Genomic DNA, 18,106 nt, shown 5'->3' with positions numbered 1-18,106 from the left:
AACAAGTAAAGGTTACTCCGAAGACTTTTTACGTGAAACCGATGCAACAATGATAGTACTTACAAGCAACAGCGATAGTACTTACAAGGCGCAAAGACGTTACAGAGAGGTTGCCATGATAGTACTGATGAGGCGACCTGCACGGTTGAAATTACCCAATACGCCCTGAAAGGGCAGAAGCTCCTAGCCCAGGGCATCGCCCTGGGTAATTATGGACGCAAACCCGTCGCCCTGTAAGGGCAAAAGCTTTAAAGAACCAAGCAATAAACAAAGCTTTTGCCCTTACAGGGCGTCTTATTGATTGCTATTATACCCAGGCGATGCCCTGGGCTAAGAGCTTTTGGGCTTTCAGCCCGTTTTAACCGTATAGTTTGTTTTTTTTATTGTCGAATAAGCCCGAAAAAACGACGTTTAAACGCATTTGATAACAAACAGGCACGATGACCCGAAAAGGGAGGTTGCGAATATACATTTTTTTATATATCTTTGCAATCAATAAGATTCTATTTGTTCAATCAATAAGATTCTATTTGTTCAATCAATAAGATTCTATTTTTGTATTAACTGATAAACATGTAAGGCTTATGAGACGGAAATTTCACAGCTTAACTTTTGTGTTCATGGCATTGTTGATGATGTTGATGACTTTAAGAAGAAAAAAATATTCAAAAAGCTTGCTCGTCTGCGTTAATTTGCCTATATTTGCAAGGTAAATTCGTAGAAAACTTAACTTTCGCAGTCCAGCACTGCGAAAGTTCTGTAGAAAATAATAGAAATGATGAAAAATGATAAGTTTTGCCTCTGGCAGGTTCTCCTGCCTCTCTTGCCTCTGCTGATGATCCTGGCTTCCTGCCGGAAATCGGCAGAGGAAACTGCTGATAACCTGCGTATCGAAAAACTGCATCAGCTCGATGAACTCCTCAATGCGCAGTCGTCGCAGGCTAAGACGGAAATAGAAAAAGGTATGAAGCTGGCGAAAGACAGCCTCACGTTTTATGAGTATTATGCCAGGAAGGGAAGATGGTTCTGCCAGTCGGCAACGCCCGATTCTACGGTAGGTTATGTGGACCGCACCCTGCGCTTCGCCCTCCGTCAGCCCGATACTCCGCGCCGCAACGGACTTCTTGCCTATACCTACAACTGCCAGGGCATCAACTATCATAATTTTCATCGCAAGGCAGACGAGGTGGTTTCGCTCTACCAGTCTGCCTATGCCTATTCCATGCGTAGCGATGTGCAGCATCAGGCGCCTAGTATCTGTGCCAACCTGGGTGATGCCTATCTCTTCAAGAATCAGTTGTCGCAGGCTGCCTCCTGGTATCGCCGTGCGCTCTTTCTGGTAGATTCCCTCCAGTTGCCTAAGGAGGAGAATGTCTCCCTCTATGTGGGTCTGGCCACCATCTACCTGAAACTCAATGATTTTGATGCATCGCTCCAGTGCTATCAGCAGACGGAAGACCATCTCCCGCAGATGTCGCTGGCTATGCAGGCGTATTACCTGAACAATTACGGCAACTACTACTATTATAAGAAAGACTATGCCCAGTCGCTCCGCAAATTCCTGCAGCTGAAGCAGTTGCTGGAGAAGCACAAGAAGGGCGACTGCTTCGACATGTATCTCTGCAAGCTGAATATGGCAGATGTGTATCTCAATCTGGACAGCATAGCCCAGTCGGAGAAATATCTTGCCGAGAGCGAGCCTTTCATGGTGGCCAACCACGATAGAGAGGCGGTATATTATTGTAATACGATTCATATCGGTCAGGAGGTGAAGAAGGGAGATATGGCGGCCGTTACCCGCATTCTGGACAGCGAGAGACAGCAGTTCGGAGAGGATCTCAGCAATCTCGTAGCCTTCAACCTGCGCCAGATCCGCAATCAGTATCTGCAGCGATATTACCTCGCCAAGGGCGATTACCGCATGGCATTCGAGAATCTGCGCAGGGATATGCTGAAGAATGATTCGCTGGAGCACAACAGAATCAAGATGAGAGCTTCTGAAATCATGGACCGCTTTACCCAGGATACGCTGAAACTGCACCACGACCTGGTGCTTGAGCACAAGACGGCACAGTTGAACCAGACCCGATCTATCGCCCTGGCTGTAGTGCTGCTGATTCTGCTGCTGTGCATGTTCTTCGTCATCAAGAGCATGCGCTCCGGCAAGCGGCTCGAAGAGAGCAGGCATCGCGTACTGCAGTTGAAGCTGGAAGGAGCGAGAAATCGAATCTCCCCTCATTTCGTGTTCAATGTCCTCAACAACAAGATTCTGCATGCCGGTACGGCGGAAGCCGACGAGCTGATGGGGCTTGCCCGGTTGATACGCAGCAACCTGGATCTGTCCTGCCAGTCGAAGGTATCTCTTGCCGCAGAGATCGGTTTCGTGAAGCAGTATCTGGCGGTGGAAACTCCGCTGATGGGCGATGATTTCGATTTCTCGTTGCAGATAGATCCCGAAGTGGATGTGGAGAATACGTATATCCCGTCGATGTTTGTCCAGATTCTTGTAGAGAATGCCCTGGTTCACGGACTGAGAGGCTGGGAGGGAAGGAAGAGCTTGCAGGTAAAGGTAGGCAGAAAGCAGCCGGGCTATACCGTGGTTTCCGTGCTGGATAACGGCAGGGGATTCGATATCCGCCAGAAGGGAAAGAAGCGTACCGGACTGGGTATCATCACCCAGACCCTGGCAGTGGTGAACGAGCATAATCGCCACAAGATGACCTTCTCGCTGCAGAACAGGAAGGCAGAAGACGGCAGCGTGGCAGGATGCCTGGCGCAGGTATGCATACCCGATGGCTTCGTGATGTAGCTGGACTTGCGAAATTTGAATATAAACAATATAATAAGGTGTATGAAAGTTGTAATCATAGACGACGATAAATCTTCAGGCAAGGCTTTGGCTGATTTATTGGAAACGAAATACGATATGGAGGTGCTGGGATGCGCGCTCTGTGGGCTTGACGGTCTGGCGATGGTAAACAGGTACCAGCCCGATGTGCTCTTCCTGGATGTCCAGCTGCCCGATGTGAATGGCTTGGATTTCCTGGATAAACTGTCGGGATTCGTGCACCGCCGCTGCCAGGTGGTGATGTACACGGCATACGATGAATATATCCTGACAGCCTTCCGCAAGCAGGCATTCGATGTGCTGCTCAAGCCTATCAATCCCCAGGAGCTGGATACCATCGTCAGACGACTGGAGAAAGAAGCAGAGAAAGAGGCAGAAAAAGAGCTTGAGGCTGGAAAAGAGGCAGAAAAAGAGGCAGAAAAAGAGGCTGAGAGAGTGGTAGGGGCTGGCGTGAAGAATGCACCCGTTGCTAACGGCAAGCTGCTCTTCTATACCAACTCCGTGGATTTCAGGCTGGTGGATAAGGAGAATGTCTGCCTCTTCCAGTATAATCACGAAGTGAGATGCTGGGAGGTGGTGGTGGCTGATAACAGAAAGCCTATCAGGCTGAAACGCAGCGTGAAGAGCACCGACCTGCTTGCGCTCGCCCCTCATTTCATGCAGGTAAACCAGAAGTTCATCGTCAACATCAATTACCTCATCGAGGTGGTTGACAATGTATGCCATTTCTATCCCCCTTTCGATGAAATCGACTATGTAAAGGTGGGCAGACTCTATAGAAAGAAACTGATAGATAGATTCTTAAGTATTTAAAAACATAAATAATTATGATGAAAAATAAGTATTCGGTCATCATCATGATGATTGCCCTCTTCGGAGGACAGACAGCCCTGGCGCAGGAGAAAATCGTGCCAGAAACTCCTCCCGTTCCGCAAGACCGGCTGGACACCCTCTATTACAACAAGAGCTGGAAGGTAACCCCTAACAAGCTTTCGCCAACTATTATCGCCTGGCGCTCTATCCTGCTGATTCTACTGCAGCCAAGGAGTTCCGCACCTACTATATGAGTGGCGAACTGCAGGGCGAAGGCAGCTTTGTGGTCCTCGACAAGAAGGATGATGCCAAGAGCCAGTTTGCCGGTACCTTTACCACCTATTTCAAGGATGGACAGGTAGAGCAGAAGAAGACCTATCAGGCAGGACTGCTCTCGGGCGAATATACCTCTTATTATAATAACGGCAACGTGAAGGAGCATTTCTTCATGAACCAGGGCAAGAAGATGGGGGTAGGAGCCTCTTTCACGGAGAACGGCAGGGTATGCACCCTTACTCCCTACAAGAATGATATCCCTGAAGGATTTTATGTAGTGGTGGATGCCGACGGCAACTATTCCAAGTATTCGCTCACCGACCACCAGCCTATCCTGGAAACCCCTTCGCCTGATGAAATCCTCACCGAGTATAAGAACGGTGTGGCATGGCCTTACTACAACAAGAACGGACTCATCGTGGGCGTGAGCAATTCGATGGTGGATGAGAACATCGGCGATTACCGCGAAATCGGCGTCTTCATCGTCAACAAGAGTATGATCAATGTGGATATCGACCCTTCTCAGATTGAAATCTACGATATGAAGGGCGGCAAGCGAAAGGATTTCGAACTGGTGGGCGCTGATGAGTATGACAAGAAAATCTTCAAGTTCAAGAAGAAGGTGGCTAAGCGTGCGGTAAAGAACAAGGCGATTGTGCAGACCGAACGCGAGAACAACGTGAATGCCAACCTGGGCGCACAGGTGTTTGATGCCGGAACCTCCAATACGCTGAAGGATTTCCAGACCCGTATCTGCCGGATGCAGCAGCTGGAAGACGGCAACCGCATGAAGTATTCCGACAAGATGCCTGAGGACCTGGGCTATCTGGAGCGCACCACCATCCATCCGGGCGAAGTGGTTTCGGGCTATCTCTATACCACCGACCGCAAGGCTGCCGATCTCTTCGTCAAGGTAAAGATCAAGGGCATCGACTATCTCTTCGAGTGGAAGGTAAGCAAGAAGAAATAACGTGTGTGAGATGTGAATGCTAACTATTAAAAAAATAATGGAAATGATGAAAAAGATTTTGATGATGGCCATCTTGTGCCTCGTATTTACAACAAGTGGTTTTGCACAGTTCAAGAGAACTGCATTCAATCATGTGGGGCTGAATGCAGGCGTGGGTACCGAAGGTATCAGCATAGGTGTGGCGGCTCCTATCTCCAATTTCGTGGAGCTGGAGGCAGGCGTGGATATTCTGCCTAAGATGCTCAAGATATCTGACAAGATGAACCTGACGGCAGATGCCACTATCAATGTTCAGGGACAGACCGTAAGGATTCCAGATTCAGAGGTGGATGTGGATGCAGATTTCTCCCGCACAGCCTTTCATGCCAAGGCGAATATCTATCCTTTCGGCGGCAACAGTAAGTTCTTCGTGGCTGCCGGCTTCGCTTTCGGCGGTGCCAAGCTTGCCAAGTTGAGCGGTCATAGCGAGGATCTGGCGCAGTTTATCAGAAAATATCCTGAATATGAGGATGAGATTCTGAACCACGTAGGTGCGGAACTCTCGGATTACAATATCAAGTTCGACAAGAATGGTGATATCAAGGCTGACCTGCGCTGCAATTCCTTCCGTCCTTATCTCGGTCTGGGATTCGGAAGAGTGGTTCCCAAGAACCGCCTGGGCTTCCGCTGGGAGATCGGCTGCCAGTATATGGGCAAGCTGAAAATCTATCAGAACGGCTCGGAGGTAGATGTCAGGAAAGCTCTCAATGATTCGATGGGTGAAGATGGCGGTGACATCGCCGATATCGTGGATAAAATCCAGTTCTATCCTGTGCTCAAGTTGCAGATTGTGGGCAGAATCTTGTAATCAAAATAAGAAAAGTTTGAATTATACATAAAAAAACGGGCAGAATGGTAGCAGTTAGCCAATTATTTCGTAACTTTGCACCCGCAAACTTATAAAATAATAAAAGAAGAATGGCTAATTTGAGATTTGAGGTTGTAGCCGAGGCCTTTAAAAAGAGACCTGTTGAGGTGGAAGCTCCTAAGGTGCGCCCTTCGGAGTACTTCGCCAAGTATGTATTCAACCGCCAGAAGATGTACAAGTATCTGCCATCCGATGTGTACGAGAAACTCATCGATGTGATAGACAACGGTAATCGTCTGGACCGTTCCATCGCGGATGCCGTGGCTGCCGGCATGAAGCTCTGGGCTGAAGAAAACGGGGTAACACATTATACTCACTGGTTCCAGCCATTGACAGAAGGTACTGCCGAGAAGCACGATGCCTTCGTGGAGCACGATGGTAAGGGTGGTATGATTGAGGAATTCTCCGGCAAGCTGCTTGTGCAGCAGGAACCGGATGCCAGCTCTTTCCCTAACGGTGGTATCCGTAACACCTTCGAGGCTCGCGGCTATTCTGCATGGGATCCTACATCGCCTGTGTTCATCATCGACGATACCCTCTGTATCCCTACCATCTTTATATCTTATACAGGTGAGGCGCTGGACTATAAGGCTCCATTGCTCCGCTCGCTCCATACCCTGAGCGAGGCGGCTACCGAGGTGTGCCACTATTTCTACCCACAGGTAAAGAAGGTGCAGACCAATCTCGGATGGGAGCAGGAGTACTTCCTGGTGGATGAGAGCCTCTATTCGGCTCGTCCCGACCTGATGCTCACCGGACGCACCCTGATGGGTCACGATTCGGCTAAGAACCAGCAGATGGACGACCATTATTTCGGAACCATCCCTGAGCGTGTGCAGGCTTTCATGAAGGATCTGGAAATCCAGGCTCTCGAGCTCGGTATCCCTTGCAAGACCCGCCATAACGAGGTGGCTCCTAACCAGTTTGAGCTGGCTCCTATCTTCGAGGAGTGCAATCTTGCAGTAGATCACAACATGCTCCTGATGAGTCTGATGAAGCGTGTGGCACATAAGCACGGTTTCCGTGTGCTGCTTCACGAGAAGCCATTCGCTGGCGTCAACGGTTCGGGTAAGCACAACAACTGGAGTCTCTGCACCGATACCGGTGTGCTGCTCCATGCAGCCGGCAAGACTCCTGAGGATAACCTCCGCTTCGTAGTCTTCATCGTAGAGACCCTGATGGGTGTATATAAGCACAACGGACTGCTGAAGGCATCCATCATGAGTGCTACCAATGCCCATCGTCTGGGAGCCAACGAGGCACCTCCAGCCATCATCTCCTCATTCCTGGGCAAGCAGCTCACCGATCTGCTCGACCATATCGAGAAGGCGGATAAGGAGGAACTCTTCGCCCTGGCTGGCAAGAAGGGAATGGAGCTGGATATCCCTGAGATTCCGGAGCTGATGATTGACAACACCGACCGCAACCGTACCTCACCATTCGCCTTCACCGGCAACCGCTTCGAGTTCCGTGCCGTAGGTTCAGAGGCCAACTGTGCGTCATCTCTCATCGTGCTGAATGCTGCCGTAGCTGAGGCGCTCGAGAACTTCAAGGCTCGCGTGGATGCCTTGATAGCAAAGGGTGAGGACCAGACATCGGCTATTATAGATATTGTACGCGAGGACATCAAGACCTGCAAGCCTATCCGCTTCGACGGCAACGGCTATTCTGACGAGTGGAAGGAAGAGGCTCAGAAGCGTGGCTTGGACTGCGAGGCATCCTGCCCGGTAGTCTTCGACCGTTACCTGGACAAGGAGAGCATCGAGATGTTTGCCAAGACCAACGTGATGAGCGAGAGTGAGTTGAAGGCGCGCAACGAGGTGAAGTGGGAGACCTATACCAAGAAGATTCAGATTGAGGCTCGTGTGATGGGCGACCTGACCATGAACCACATCATCCCTGTGGCTACCCACTATCAGAGCCGTCTGGCAAAGAATGTAGAGGGTATGATTCACATCTTCGGAGGCGAGGAAGGCAAGAAACTGACCGCCCGCAACGTGAAGATTATCCGTGAGATTGCCGAGCGCACCGAGTCGATAGAGCGTGGTGTAGAGGCATTGGTGGATGCCCGCAAGGTGGCAAACAAGATAGAGAGTGAGCGCGAGAAGGCTGTAGCCTATCATGATACGGTAGCTCCGAAGATGGAGGAAATCCGTTATCAGATAGACAAGCTCGAGCTTCTCGTAGCCGATGAACTCTGGACCCTGCCGAAGTATCGAGAGCTGCTGTTCATCCGCTAGGCTGATAGGCGTAATAGCATCCGGAAGGCATATTGCTACGGCGCTAGCCAATGGCCGCAAGGCCAGATTCCGTATAAAATCCGTGCGTAATCCGTACACCAGGAATGCTCTTCCGATAACTCCGCGTAATCCGATGAATAAAAATAATGAATAAATAAAAAAAGAGGATGTGTCATGAATTTATGGCACACCCTCTTTTTTTGAGTAATTAATAAAATTCTAAGATTCTTTGAGCAGTTCTACGGCATGCAGCTCGTCACGCCCAGAGAGGCGGCAATAGCGGTCAAGATAGATATAACTATCTGAAATACAGTTTTCCAAGTTTCTTTCTTCATAAGCAGTTTTTTTAGTGATTTACATATTTACGTTGTCGCCGCCTTCATCGCCGCCATCGGTTCCGCCGCCAGTACCCTGGCTAGTGCCTCCGCCCTGCGATGTTCCTCCGCCCTGGCTAGTATCACCTCCGCCCGGAGTATTCTCCGTACCACCGCCGTCATCGGCTCCCGATGTATAATCATCGTATGCCACGATCTTGGTGAGCTTCTTCAGCTCGGCGTTGCTCCACGATTTCGTGTTTCTCACAATAAGATGCACGCCCTGCACGCTAGCCGCCGTCACCTTCTCCTTGCTCACCTCGCCACGCGAAGTCATGCCGATGGAGAACAGTCCGAGGTCAGAGAAACGAACGCTCTTGCCGTCCAGAATCAGATGCTTCAGGCAGTCGAGGGTATCCATCAGCACACCGTGATAGTGCCTCGGCTGTATGGAGAGTTGTGCTCAGAGATATGAGTCACGAAGTCCTCGAAACTCATCTCACGGTCGCTCACGGCTGTAGCATACCAGAGCTTCTTACCTGCGTTCTCACCCGTCTGAGGGGTACGTGTAATCTTACGATACTTACTAGTTCCTTGTCCCATAATCAATCAGTTTTTAAAGGGTTAATAATTCAATTTTTAATGGTTACTAATTCAGTTTTTTGTCACTCATCCGATTGGCGCCTTATCTCTGAATGACAGTGCAAAGATACGGCTTTTTTTTGGAACCACCAAATTTCAAGGTGTGATAAGGGCCGATTTTCAGCAGCTTTCAATTTGAAACTACGTTAATAATCCTAACTCATAAGATAGAGAAGAAAGAAGCATTGAGTTGCGTTCCTCGAAATATAGTTTTTTGTCCTAAAGTTCTTCCAGTAAGAAGTTTAAGAAGGATATCCATCAGCTGCCAAAAGTGACTCAGTGACTCAGTGACTCAGTGACTCAGTTTATTTCAGCCCGTATGTTCTACCCTCTTTATAGTAGATATATTATATATATAAATATATATATATATATAATATATAATCTATATACTTACAATCTATAAGCAGAAAACAACCCCAATAGGGGGTCGGAAATAAACTGAGTCACTGAGTCACTGAGTCACTGAGTCACTTTTTTGGGGTATAAAGCCCATTCATCATCCTTATCTCCAGTTTTGAGGAAGCACATGCCAGTGTCAAAAAAAACACATTTCCTCAGAAAGGCAAGTCGTAGCCCGGCATATCTTCCCCTAGAATGAAGCCGGGAAGCATACCTTCCTGCTGCTCCATCTTCTCCATTACCTCGATATCCTTGATGCGATGCCGGTAATCTTGGAGAATCGTCTGCGAGTCCAGCTCCTCTCTTCTTGCCCTGCGATTTCTCCCATCTTGCGATGGCAGGCAGTCGCCATACATCCGTCATCTGCTTGTCATCATTCAGCCTTTTCATCAGCTGATAGTTGTAATAATGCGGCACCTTCTTCTCTTTCCTTGCCCAGATAACGAACTCGGTTGAGTAGGTGAAGTATCGGCACGAGATATTGGGCGGCGGGTTAGTCTTAGCCACGTAATGACATTCAGGATTTTGAATCCCAGTTGTGTCAGCTTGTTTGCCACGGAGAAGATATTGTGATAGGTTCCCGATACCCAGATGGTTCCATTCTCCTTCAGATGTTCCCGGCAAGACGAAATCCACTCCTCGTTGAATTGGTCGATATGTTCCGGTGAACCGCCCTTATCCCATTCCCCCTTGTCCACGCACACCACTTTTCCGCTCTGCACGCTGATTCCGCCGTTGGAGAGGAAGTAAGGAGGATCGGCGAAGATCATGTCGAACTTGAAATCAAATTCGCCCATCAGCCTGATACAGTCTCCTTGGAGGAGAGTGAAGTCGTCAGTCCTATGATATATCGCCTTTTTGTTCATCATACCGGGTGCAAAGGTAATGCAAATATCTGATAAATAAACGATTAGATCATTCTTTAACTTTCGTGATCAAAAAAGATCAATTAGGTTGGATGAAATGAAAAATGGATTAAAATGAATAAGAACAGAAAGTTTTTCACATATTATTTTGTTCTTTCTGAATATTGATGTAAATTTGCAAGGTGATTTTAATTTTTGGTTTTGAAAGAAATAAAACTTAGCGAGATATGAAACAATACGAAGCTGTAATAGAGACCTTGAAGAGGTTGGGTGGATGTGCTACATTCGGCCAACTGAATCAGGAGGTGTTCAAGATAGAGGATTGCATATGGAATACCAAGACTCCATTTGCATCCATACGTCGTATTGTACAAGACCGCAAGGAAATCTTTCGCATTCGTCCAGGATTGTGGGCTTTGGAGGAATATAGAAGTCTCCTGGCGGATAGAGGTATCGTGGCACAAGATGTGACGAATTCGGATTCTGAGCAGGTGCAGGAATTCAATCATTCTTATTATCAGGGACTTCTGTTATATATCGGCAATATGAAGAAGCTCGCCACCTACGTTCCGGCTCAGGATAAGAACCGGGAATGCATCAATGTGAAATTGGGGGAAATATCCACATTGGATAAGGTTCCGCCTTTCTCTTATCAGGAATTTGTGGATAGGAGCAGCACGATAGATGTCATGTGGTTCCAGTCTAATTCTTTGGGCAGCGATGTGATGATGCCCAATAGCTTCTTTGAGGTGGAGCATTCTACGGATATTCAGAATTCTCTCTGTAAGTTTTCTGACCTCAGAGTTTTAATGCCCGTATGTATATCGTGGCAGATGCCAGGCGCCATGATGAGTTTATAGCCAGGTTGAGCCATGACTATTTCAAGCCTATCTCGGATAGGGTGAAATTTGTAAGTTATGATAAGCTTGATAGATATTACGAGGGTTTGATGACGCAGCAGAAGAGTTCGCTTGTTCTCTGATAATAAGATTGGATTGTTATTTTTTTCGATAAATAGAAGAGGTATTACAAAAAATCCATTAAACTGCTTGCAGATTTTAGAATGTTTCATTAAATACGAATGATATATTGAATATTTTTTGTATCTTTGCATCCATCAGGAAGATATGTGCAGGCAGAGATAAACGTACTGATACATAACCTGCTGGACAATTTCACAAATATCCAGCAGGCATTTCTAAGTGGAACAAGCATTAAAGAATTGCATTATGACAGAAGATATTTTTAAAGACCTGTGTCTTTGTGGCGAGACTACGAAAGTACAGTTTAAGGAATCGTTTACTTCGCAGAAGGAAATAGCAAAGGAGATGATAGCCTTTGCCAATACCAAAGGTGGAGTAATCCTCTTTGGTGTGGAAGACAAATGTGGCAAGCTTGTAGGTCTGTCATACGACGAGATTCAGGTAATCAGTCGTGAACTTGGCAATGCGGCCAATGAACAAGTGCGGCCAACCATCTACATTGAAACGGAGGTTGTGCGCGTGGAAGAAAAGCATTTCCTGATATGTTCTGTCGAGGAAGGCAAAAACAAACCTTACAAGAATCTCAATGGGGAAATATGGGTGAAACAAGGAGCCGATAAACGCCGCATTACAGAAAACTCGGAGATTCTTGCCCTGTTTCAAGATTCAGGCAGCTATCAGCCAGATGCTGCAGGTGTGAACGGTACGACATTTGATGATCTTGACCGCTACGCCATTGACGATTACCTTCAGAAGGTTTATGCCACGACATTAGACGGATTTAGAGGTAAGGCAGAGCAGGTGTTAAAGAATATACATATTCTTAACCATCATAGCGTACCGACACTTGCCGGCTATCTGTTTTTCGGTAAACACCCAGAGTACAATTGTCCAACTTGCATGGTAAAAGCCGTATCATTCTTCGGAAATGACCTCGCAGGCACACAATACCGTGACTCTAAGGAAATATTGGGCAATATGCCACAGCTTTATAATAAGAGTATGGCTTTTCTTAAAGCTAATCTGCACAATGTACAGGAAGAGGGTGCTTCATTCAATACGTTAGGCAAGCTGGAGATAGCGGAAGAAGTTCTGGAAGAAGTTATTCAAAATGCACTGGTGCATCGTGATTTGCTTCGTCCTGCTCCCATCCGCCTTTTCGTCTTTGACAACAGAGTGGAGGTTATCAATCCTGGAGCTTTGGCTGGTGGACTAACAGAAGAGGATATACGCAATGGTAAAACATATCAACGTAATCCATATATGGCCACCTTTGCCACCAATGCCTTATATTATAAAGGTATTGGTTCCGGTATTGTGCGTATTCTTGCCGAATATCCGGAGATACAGCTAGAGAATGATGCCAGTGCTAAAGAGTTTAAGGTGATTATTAAGAGAATTATCCAAAAGAGAGAAGTTGCTACCCAAAAGAGAGAAGCTGCTACCCAAAAGAGAGAAACTGCTACCCAAAAGGGGCAATTTGAGGATATCGATACTACCCAAAAGAAAGAAATCGCTACCCAAAAGAATTTGGATACTAACCAAAAGAAAGTATTGGAGTACTTTAAAGACAATCCTAAGGCAACCAGAGTAGATGCAGCAAATGCACTAGGTAATATTACGGAGGATGGAGTAAAATTCATTATAGCAAAATTGCAGAAGAAAGGCTTGCTGAAACGTGTTGGTGGAAGAAAATACGGAGAGTGGCTGGTATTCATTTAAAGCAAGAAAGAAGAAATGCTGTTTTGGTGATATTTTACTTAAAAATATTTGGAGATTTAAGATTTTTGTTATACCTTTGCTTCATCAAAAGAAACATTAATAACTTAGGGATTATGAAGCAGGTAGAAGAAAGATATATCAGTTTGTTGACCGATTTCGGTTTCAAGCGAATTTTCGGATCAGCTCCCAACAAGGATCTGCTGATCTGTTTCCTTAACAGCTTGTTCAACGGAAGACAGGTTGTTAAGGACGTGAAGTATCTGAATCCGGAGAACGTGGGCGATATCTATACCGACCGCAAGGCCATCTTCGACGTATATTGTGAAGGAGAAAACAGCGAGAAGTTTATCGTGGAAATGCAGAATGCATACCAGACCTACTTCAAGGACCGTGCCCTGTTCTATTCCACCTTCCCTATCCGTGAGCAGGCTCCTAAGGGTAGTGAATGGGACTTTAAGCTCAACCATGTTTACACAATTGCTCTGCTCAACTTCAACATGAACGAGGATGCCTTCAATAAGGAGGAAATCCGCCATCATGTACAGCTATGCGATACAGCTACGCACAAGATTTTCTACGATAAGCTGGAGTTTATCTACGTGGAAATCGCCAAGTTCAACAAGTCGCTTGACGAGTTGGAAACGCTCTACGACAAGTGGCTCTATGCTCTGAAGAATCTCTACAAGCTCACCCAGCGTCCTAAGGCGTTATGCGACAAGGTCTTCGACCGCCTCTTCGAAGAAGCCGAGATTGCAAGATTCACTCCGCAGGAGCAGCGGGAGTATGAAGCCAGCAAAATGGCATATCGCGACATCAAGAATTCGATTGATACCGCCAAGAGAGAAGGTAAAGAAGAAGGACTTGCTGAAGGAATGGAGAAGGGCTTGGCTGAAGGAATGGAGAAAGGCTTGGCTGAAGGAATGGAGAAAGGCTTGGCTGAAGGAATGGAGAGGGGTATGACCCAGCGTAGCCTTGAAATAGCCAGGAAGATGCTGGCAAATGGTATGGATGCTGCTACTGTAATGGAGATAACCGGGCTGTCGGCTGAGCAGCTGAAGTTAAAATAGTAGAATGATAATATAAATAGTCTTTCCCGAAAGAGTAACAACATAACAATAAAGAACGCAAGCCCCGCCTAGCAGAGTAAAACGCTCTCGCTAGGCGGGGCTTTTGCATATACTTAAAAACCATAATAATATGAATGAAGAAGACCAACTATCAAACAGCAGCCAGTCTGCTCCTGATGAAGAGAGTGCAAAGAACTTTGTCAACCAGCCAGGCTATCAAAAAGGAGCCATGGGTATGATTAACCTGATCGTTGATGTAATGAATGATACCCATGAATACAAAGAGGCGATTTTCTGCAAACATTTACTGATGGAATGCAGCCGCAAGCATCATCTTGATTTAGAAGAGCAGATAGAACGTGTGGTGGCACATGCTCAGGATATTGATGAGTTCGGTAAGTATATGAAAGCCAAGAAAGGCGAATTGACCCCCAAGCGTATATCTGAGCAGAAGTTTGCTTATGCCATCGACCAGCTGATGGAGTCTGTAGATGAATCTGGCAAGTACATATTCAAGATTCAGCGCCACTGGATTGCCGTGTTCAGAGTAGCCGTAGATTTGCATTTAATAGGAGAGAATGACTATAAGGGCTTCTGCAAATGGATAGATACGATTCACCCTGGAGCTTTCAGAGTGAAGCTGACGCAGGGTGATTTAAAGCAGATCAGCAACTCGGATTGTTATATGAAACCATTCGATAAATGGGGATATGCTCCGATGGGAAATGTGAAGAAAGAACCTTATTTAGCGATGACCCATGTGGTGGTTTGCTTCAGAAATCTGTTGGGAATCGACGAAAAAATTGCTTGAAAACGGCTCAGAAATAACCCTCGTTATAACTTTATAACCCTCGAAATAACCGCAGGGTTATTTTCTTGGTCAGTATCGGATTTCGCCGTACCTTTGCCTCGCAATCAGATGATAAAGTCTGGTTGCGGGGCTTTTCTGTATATGGAAAACCGGTACCATTTCCTGGTGCAGAATTTAGCGGATGGTCGCAGTCCCAACTTGATAATACATATAAAAAATGGTTAAGAACAATGTGAAACCGTATGTTTTCAAGCATCCGGAGTATGAATGGAGAGTATTTCTAATTAACAACATATCTTTCTAAAACTTCAATATATATGAGCAAGAAAAGTTTTTCTGCAGCTGCTGAGGCTGCTGTACAGGCGCTTTTGAACGCCCAGAAGGTAGATGCCAGTGTGATTACTGACGAGTGTGGTAACGTAGCTATCCGCAAGGCTCCATGGAACGATACGGAGACCATTGCTGAGGAGCCTAAGGTGATTCCGGGCAGAATGGTATGCAGCGGTGGCGAATGCGGCGACAAGCTCGACTTCAAGCCTTACGCACAGTCGGGCGCGAAGTTATATACGGAGATTATCCATACCTCGCATGGTGCCCTCCGTACTTCGCCGCAGCGTGTGTTCGTCTCCTTCTCTTTCCCGAAGGAAATGCACAAGTCGGATATTCTGAAATATCTCTACAAAGAGGTGATGGAGATGAAGGGCAAGGCTAAGCATTTCAAGGAGGATATAGCATGGGAACAGTACAAGTAATGGCTCTGAATCCGGCACGCAAGGGCAATATGGGAAGATTGAATTCTTCCCAGCCCCTGTATGTCTATGACACCCTGATAGCACAGCCGTGGCTGAAGGGTGTGATTGCGCAGATACGTGGGGAGAAGGCAATCCCCGGCGTAGATGCTGGTGATGAAAAGGCGGTGAAGAAGGCGCGCGAGGGGCTGAAAAGACAGCTGCCTATCCGTGCAATTCATTATTCCAGATTCAGGAATAATCACCGATCCAGTGAGGATGCGGACCCTGAAAGCTTCCTCTTCCAGACTACCATCGATGTGGATGATGTGGATTATGTGGATGCTGCACTGGAGAAGGCTCGTGAGCTGAACTGCAGCAACACGATTTGGAAGGGGAAGCTGCTGCATCTGGAGTATTCGGCTAGAAAGAAGCTGCATATCGATATCCGCATGCCGATGGGCATGACGATAGAGGAGACGCAGAAGGCGTATTGCGAGGCGGCTGGGATTCCCTACGATAAAAGTTGCATCACGCCGGAGCGAATCATCTTTATCACGGATAAGGACTCCGAGATTTACCGTTCGAAGGAGTGGTATGGGGTGTTGCCGGCTGAGGAGATTCAAGCCCGCAGAGAGGCTTTCCTGAAGCGTGGGCTTACGATTGATGGTAAGGGGACTCCTTCTGGCGCTGCTATTCAGCCTGCCCAACCTGGTAATAGCCATCGTGCTGATGATGATTATATCAGCCATACTGGAGGTTCTCAGAATGCTGATGCCAAGAATCTCATAGCCTTCGACCTCTTCCAGGATTCCGCAGGACTGAAGGGGATGAATATCGACACCGTGGGATCCAGACATTCCTCCCTGCTCGCCATTATGAGTGCTGGCGCTTCTCGTGTGATGAGTGAGGAGGAACTGATGAAGGTGGTGGCGAAGAGAATGCCGAGCTATTATCAGGAGAATGATTGCTATCAGCTGATTCACGATTTCTATGCGAAATATGGAGATAGCTCCAAGCCGTTTTCTAGGGATGTGATTCGCGTGAACGCTTTGGCGGAACAGGCGGCTAAGTGCTTGGGGGCCGGGGAATGCAAATCCCCGGAACACCTGACGGGAGACTTTCAGGGGCACATGACAGGCAATGCTAATCATACAGTTCAAAGCTCAAAGTTCAAAGTTCAAAGTGAAGACGAGGATTATCCTGCTCCGCCTCCGATGCCCAAGAAGCTGCCGAAGCTGGTGGAGCTGCTCATCTCAAAGACTCCGGAAATCTATCAGCCGGCTGTGGCTTGCGCCATTTTCCCTCCGCTGGCTACCCATCTCTGGAGAACCAGATTCAGATATATTGATAACGTGGAGCACGAAGCTACCCTGATGACCTGTCTGCTTGCAGGCACAGGTGCAGGTAAAAGTTGTGTACAGAAACCTATCGATTTCATCATGGAGGATATCCGTAAACGCGACCAGGAAAACCTGAAGCGTGAGAAGGAATGGAAAGAGGAGATGATGCGTAAGGGTGCCAACAAGGATAAGCGCAAACGACCAGAGAATCTGATTATACAGGAGATTGATGCCGATATGACCAACCCTGCCTTCGTGATGCGTACCGCTGAAGCCAAGGAACATTTCCTTTATACTTCGCTGAACGAAATCGACCAGTTTGATGCACTCAAGGGTATCGGCAATCAGCAATTCCGCATTATATGCCTCGCTTTTGACCCAGGTAACTTATACGGACAGACACGAGTGGGAACACAAAGTGTCACCGAGCGTGTCACCATCCGTTTCAACTGGAATGCCTCTACCACCATCCATAAAGGCATCAGGTATTTCAAGCGAGTGCTGACCGACGGTCCGGTTTCCCGTATCAACTTCTGCACCATTCCAGAAAGAGATATTGGTGAGGACATTCCCGTCTATGGAACCTATGATGAGGAATTCAGAAATTCTCTGAAACCTTACATTGATAATCTCTGTATGGCTTCGGGTCTGGTGGAGTGCAAGGAGGCTTTTCATCTTGCCGAGGTGCTGAAGGATGAGAATGCGGAATTCTCCCGTCTGTCGCAGGACAGAGTCTATGAGAATCTGAGCTTCCGTGCCAACGTAATCGGCTATCTGAAGGCATGTGTGCTCTATGTGGCGAACGGTTACCAGTGGGAGCCGGAGATTGAGGATTTCATCCGCTGGAGCGAGCGTTACGACCTCTACTGCAAGATGCGTTTCTTCGGCGATGCCATCAAGAAGGCGGAGCGTGACGGAGATCAGGAAAGCAAGAAGGGACCTGCGAGCATCCTGGCATTCCTGCCCGAAAAGTTCAGCTATCAGCAGGTGGAAAGTCTGCGTTTGAAAAACGATATGAATGCCAAGGGTACTGCCAAAATGCTGAGAAACTGGCTACATCGTGGGTATATCGAGAAAGAAGAAAGTGACTCAGTGACTCAGAAACTCAGTGACTCAGTTTATTTCAAGACCCATTCCAAGAGTGGAGAATGAATCTCATCAGGAAAATATTCCT

17 protein-coding genes and 1 pseudogene are annotated in these 18,106 nt (G+C 47.2%); 13 read left to right on the top strand and 5 right to left on the bottom strand.

Features of this window, described 5'->3' with window-relative positions:
• Window positions 1-775 precede the first annotated feature (775 nt).
• The 6 genes from DW830_RS06470 to DW830_RS06445 all read left to right on the top strand — a co-directional run bounded on the left by DW830_RS06470 (window position 776) and on the right by DW830_RS06445 (window position 8,054).
• Window positions 776-2,809 carry a histidine kinase gene (locus DW830_RS06470; RefSeq protein ID WP_119249329.1) on the top strand — a complete coding sequence of 678 codons (2,034 nt, stop codon included), beginning with the start codon at window positions 776-778 and terminating at the stop codon, window positions 2,807-2,809.
• Between the two features lie 42 nt (window positions 2,810-2,851).
• The gene (locus DW830_RS06465; protein ID WP_119249328.1) at window positions 2,852-3,661 is read left to right on the top strand and encodes a LytR/AlgR family response regulator transcription factor; all 810 of its coding nucleotides are present in this window, start codon (window positions 2,852-2,854) and stop codon (window positions 3,659-3,661) included.
• 14 nt (window positions 3,662-3,675) lie between these two features.
• Window positions 3,676-3,915, top strand: coding sequence for a hypothetical protein (locus DW830_RS06460; protein WP_119249327.1), 240 nt, complete (start codon window positions 3,676-3,678; stop codon window positions 3,913-3,915).
• Window positions 3,912-4,907, top strand: a complete 996-nt coding sequence (locus tag DW830_RS06455; RefSeq protein WP_119249326.1) for a toxin-antitoxin system YwqK family antitoxin — start codon at window positions 3,912-3,914, stop codon at window positions 4,905-4,907. Before DW830_RS06460 ends, DW830_RS06455 begins: the two co-directional genes overlap by 4 nt.
• Before the next feature lie 43 nt (window positions 4,908-4,950).
• Window positions 4,951-5,754 carry a hypothetical protein gene (locus tag DW830_RS06450; protein ID WP_233544412.1) on the top strand — a complete coding sequence of 268 codons (804 nt, stop codon included), beginning with the start codon at window positions 4,951-4,953 and terminating at the stop codon, window positions 5,752-5,754.
• Between the two features lie 110 nt (window positions 5,755-5,864).
• Complete coding sequence (locus tag DW830_RS06445) at window positions 5,865-8,054, top strand: glutamine synthetase III (protein WP_119249325.1); 2,190 nt, start codon at window positions 5,865-5,867, stop codon at window positions 8,052-8,054.
• 239 nt (window positions 8,055-8,293) lie between these two features.
• Here DW830_RS06445 and DW830_RS15815 read toward each other — a convergent pair whose 3' ends face one another.
• From DW830_RS15815 to DW830_RS06435, 5 genes and pseudogenes are all read right to left on the bottom strand, one after another.
• Window positions 8,294-8,389: a smalltalk protein gene (locus tag DW830_RS15815; RefSeq protein ID WP_158573452.1), complete on the bottom strand. Its 96-nt coding sequence runs from the start codon at window positions 8,387-8,389 to the stop codon at window positions 8,294-8,296.
• Window positions 8,390-8,408: 19 nt separating this feature from the next.
• Window positions 8,409-8,789 (bottom strand): hypothetical protein, encoded by a 381-nt coding sequence (locus tag DW830_RS06440; RefSeq protein ID WP_233544411.1) that lies wholly within the window; start codon window positions 8,787-8,789, stop codon window positions 8,409-8,411.
• Window positions 8,789-8,971, bottom strand: coding sequence for a hypothetical protein (locus tag DW830_RS16405; protein WP_233544410.1), 183 nt, complete (start codon window positions 8,969-8,971; stop codon window positions 8,789-8,791). The genes DW830_RS06440 and DW830_RS16405 overlap by 1 nt, the downstream gene beginning before the upstream one ends.
• Window positions 8,972-9,567: 596 nt before the next feature.
• Window positions 9,568-9,768, bottom strand: coding sequence for a hypothetical protein (locus DW830_RS16085; RefSeq protein WP_199656074.1), 201 nt, complete (start codon window positions 9,766-9,768; stop codon window positions 9,568-9,570).
• Window positions 9,719-10,278 (bottom strand): annotated as a pseudogene (locus DW830_RS06435) (DNA-methyltransferase); the annotation flags it as partial. The gene DW830_RS16085 and the pseudogene DW830_RS06435, both read right to left, overlap by 50 nt.
• A 227-nt stretch (window positions 10,279-10,505) precedes the next feature.
• Between DW830_RS06435 and DW830_RS06430 the strand changes: the two are divergent.
• The 7 genes from DW830_RS06430 to DW830_RS06405 all read left to right on the top strand — a co-directional run bounded on the left by DW830_RS06430 (window position 10,506) and on the right by DW830_RS06405 (window position 18,084).
• Window positions 10,506-11,138: a hypothetical protein gene (locus DW830_RS06430; protein ID WP_233544409.1), complete on the top strand. Its 633-nt coding sequence runs from the start codon at window positions 10,506-10,508 to the stop codon at window positions 11,136-11,138.
• A complete protein-coding gene (locus DW830_RS16400; protein ID WP_233544408.1) occupies window positions 11,105-11,260 on the top strand; it encodes a hypothetical protein in 156 nt (51 codons plus the stop codon). The genes DW830_RS06430 and DW830_RS16400 overlap by 34 nt, the downstream gene beginning before the upstream one ends.
• 247 nt (window positions 11,261-11,507) lie before the next feature.
• A complete protein-coding gene (locus DW830_RS06425) occupies window positions 11,508-12,983 on the top strand; it encodes an RNA-binding domain-containing protein (RefSeq protein WP_119249324.1) in 1,476 nt (491 codons plus the stop codon).
• 113 nt (window positions 12,984-13,096) lie between these two features.
• Window positions 13,097-14,050, top strand: a complete 954-nt coding sequence (locus DW830_RS06420) for an Rpn family recombination-promoting nuclease/putative transposase (RefSeq protein ID WP_119249323.1) — start codon at window positions 13,097-13,099, stop codon at window positions 14,048-14,050.
• Window positions 14,051-14,180: 130 nt separating this feature from the next.
• Window positions 14,181-14,861, top strand: coding sequence for a hypothetical protein (locus tag DW830_RS06415; RefSeq protein ID WP_119249322.1), 681 nt, complete (start codon window positions 14,181-14,183; stop codon window positions 14,859-14,861).
• Between the two features lie 317 nt (window positions 14,862-15,178).
• Window positions 15,179-15,613 carry a hypothetical protein gene (locus DW830_RS06410; protein WP_119249321.1) on the top strand — a complete coding sequence of 145 codons (435 nt, stop codon included), beginning with the start codon at window positions 15,179-15,181 and terminating at the stop codon, window positions 15,611-15,613.
• Window positions 15,595-18,084 (top strand): hypothetical protein, encoded by a 2,490-nt coding sequence (locus DW830_RS06405; protein ID WP_233544407.1) that lies wholly within the window; start codon window positions 15,595-15,597, stop codon window positions 18,082-18,084. The genes DW830_RS06410 and DW830_RS06405 overlap by 19 nt, the downstream gene beginning before the upstream one ends.
• The last annotated feature ends 22 nt before the right edge of the window (window positions 18,085-18,106 follow it).

Source organism: Prevotella sp. AM34-19LB, assembly GCF_003468525.1.
In the GTDB taxonomy this organism is placed as follows: Bacteria; Bacteroidota; Bacteroidia; order Bacteroidales; family Bacteroidaceae; genus Prevotella.
The sequence above is the reverse complement of the archived record's forward strand: the minus strand, read 5'-3'. Positions and strand labels throughout refer to the sequence as shown.